General features: G+C 57.2%; 4 protein-coding genes. 3 read left to right on the forward strand and 1 reads right to left on the reverse strand.

The genetic code is table 11. From position 1 onward, the window contains the following. The 3 genes from QZY44_RS11165 to QZY44_RS11175 all read left to right on the forward strand — a co-directional run. Positions 1-281, forward strand: a 281-nt coding sequence (locus QZY44_RS11165; protein WP_365304030.1) for an HU family DNA-binding protein, incomplete at its 5' end; no start/stop codon positions are given. Between the two features lie 135 nt (positions 282-416). Beyond that, complete coding sequence (locus QZY44_RS11170) at positions 417-1,196, forward strand: SPFH domain-containing protein (protein WP_295446178.1); 780 nt, start codon at positions 417-419, stop codon at positions 1,194-1,196. A 137-nt stretch (positions 1,197-1,333) separates the two neighbouring features. Continuing rightward, positions 1,334-1,831: a hypothetical protein gene (locus QZY44_RS11175; RefSeq protein ID WP_295446180.1), complete on the forward strand. Its 498-nt coding sequence runs from the start codon at positions 1,334-1,336 to the stop codon at positions 1,829-1,831. A 102-nt stretch (positions 1,832-1,933) separates the two neighbouring features. Here the strand turns inward: QZY44_RS11175 and QZY44_RS11180 are convergent. Continuing rightward, on the reverse strand, positions 1,934-2,324 hold a 391-nt coding region (locus QZY44_RS11180), incomplete at its 5' end, for a hypothetical protein (RefSeq protein ID WP_295446182.1).

Consider the following 2,324-nt stretch of genomic DNA (forward strand, 5'->3'; position numbering starts at 1 on the left):
AGGAGATCCGCAAATCACTGGAACGCGGCCAGGATGTCAAGCTGTCGGGCTTTGGCAATTTTGAGCTGCGCGATAAGAAGGAGCGCCCCGGGCGCAATCCGAAGACCGGTGAGGAGATCCCGATCACCGCCCGCCGGGTCGTGGCCTTCCGGGCGGGGCAGAAGATCAAGGCGCGTATGGATGCCTATGTTGGACCGGAGAGGCAGGGCAGCGCAGATTCGGGGTCCGCTGAAAGCGCGATCAATCAGGGGTATCGCGAAACGGACAAGATCGCGCACTAAGCGGCAGGAGCCACGCTCTGTCGGCAGTGACGTCGCGCGCTTGAATGCTGAGCAACGGTGCGTCTGCCCTTCACGAAATACTGATAAGTTCTATGACAACACACCTCTGCGTTTTCGATTAAGTGAGTCCTCAATATGCTAATCGCCATCCTGGTTCTTGTCGTCCTCGGAGTGACCGGTCTGCGCATCGCCCAAGAGTACGAACGCGTCGTCATTTTTCGATTGGGGCGGTACATCGGCCTGCGGGGACCCGGCTTGTATTGGATCATTCCGCTGGGCATCGAGCGGACGATTCCGATCGACATCCGCACGCGAACCGTTTCTGCCGAACAGCAGGAAACGATTACGCGTGACAGCGTGACCATCAAAGTTAATGCTGTCTTATGGTATCGGATAGCGGATGCGGCGAAATCGGTGATCGAAGTTACGGATGCGCCGGCAGCCGTCTATCAGTTGGCGCTCACGGGTCTGCGTAACATTATCGGGCAGCACGATCTCGACGAGGTTTTGCAGGAGCGCGACAAGATAAACACGCTACTGGGCGAGAGTATCGCCGGTTCGACATCCGCCTGGGGACTGGAAGTTCAGCGCTTCGAAATGAAGGATGTCGAGTTGCCCGTGGCGATGCAGCAGGTCATGGCGATGCAAGCTGAGGCCATTCGCGAGAAGCGCGCCCGTATCATCAAGGCCGAGGCTGAGTTTGAGGCCTCGGTAAAGTTGTCTGCGGCGGCTGCGCAAATCATGGAAAACCCAGCGGCGCTGGAGTTGCGGCGAATGCAGATGATTGCCGAGGTCGGGGCAGAGAACAACAGCACAACGGTAGTAATGATCCCGTCGGACTTCGTTTCTCTTTCTCACACGCTGAGCCAGTATTTACAACGGGCCGGTGAAACCAAGGCTGATACGAATACCTGAAAGTGCCTTTTTTTTCTGCATTTATTGGTCTGATATCCAGCCCCGACCAATGAAATTGCGATCACCTGTCGCAGTTTCGTTATCCTGGCCGAAATGACTTTTTCACCACCACTTGGTCCAATGACAGGAAACATGCCATGAAACGACTGGTTATCGCTTCGCCCCTGATGGCCTTATGCGTACCGCTACAGCCTGCCTTGGCGCTGGATGCCGCTTGCGATCCCATCATGACGGCAGGCGAGCGTAAGATCGCACAGGATGCCTGGCACAGCATTATCCGATCCGGAAATACCGAGATTGAGTACATGAAGGTCGACCGGCAGTTCTTCGTGCGTATCGCAGGGAGAGGGTGGGAAAAGGCCCCCGATTTTGATGACGTCGCGAAGAAAACGCTGGAAATGATGCGGAATGGTGAGGCTAAGCTGACCAACTGCAAAGACGAAGGTAGCGGAACCCTCGATGGCAGAAAAACCAAGAGTATTAGTTATACCATCGAGATGCCAGGATTGCCCAGCCCGTCCGATGCGAAACTGACTGTCGGTAAGGATGACGGCCTTCCTTACAGCGAATCGAGCGGGAACGGAAAGGCGACGATCCATTACGACTACCAGAACGTCGTTGCCCCCAGGCTGTAATGGCATTTGCCGGAGAGTCCGGTCAGCAACAGAGTTCCGCGAGTCGTCCGCCGACTTGGCGCAGGCGGATTCCATATCGCATGCGCCGGATGGGCGTCAGGCTTATTGCCGCCGACCGCTCCAACTGACTTCATTGTGAAAACTGACGTCGAGTTGCCGTGTTGATGGGTCGTAGACGTATGCCGTGTCGCCGTGCGCCTGGATGATCTTGCCCATCGCCTTGGTCAACGTGACCTCGACCACCGGCAGTCGCGGATAATCGGACGTGATCCGGACGCGGTTGACGCCGATACGCGTGACCGTGAGCGTCACCCCGTCGTGCGACGAACCTTTGGAATCAGAGATCACGTTGCCGGCATAGCGGCCTTCAGCCGCGTCGCCGAGGTCGGGTTTGCGCTTCGCAGGGTCCGGGTGTTGGGCGAAAGAGGGCGCCGTCAGCGTTGCGGCTACTACGGCGGCGAGGTTGCGAAGGAGTGTTCGTCTGTGCATCGTC

Origin of the sequence: uncultured Thiodictyon sp. (assembly GCA_903837595.1) — a bacterium.
Classification (GTDB): domain Bacteria; phylum Pseudomonadota; class Gammaproteobacteria; order Chromatiales; family Chromatiaceae; genus Thiodictyon.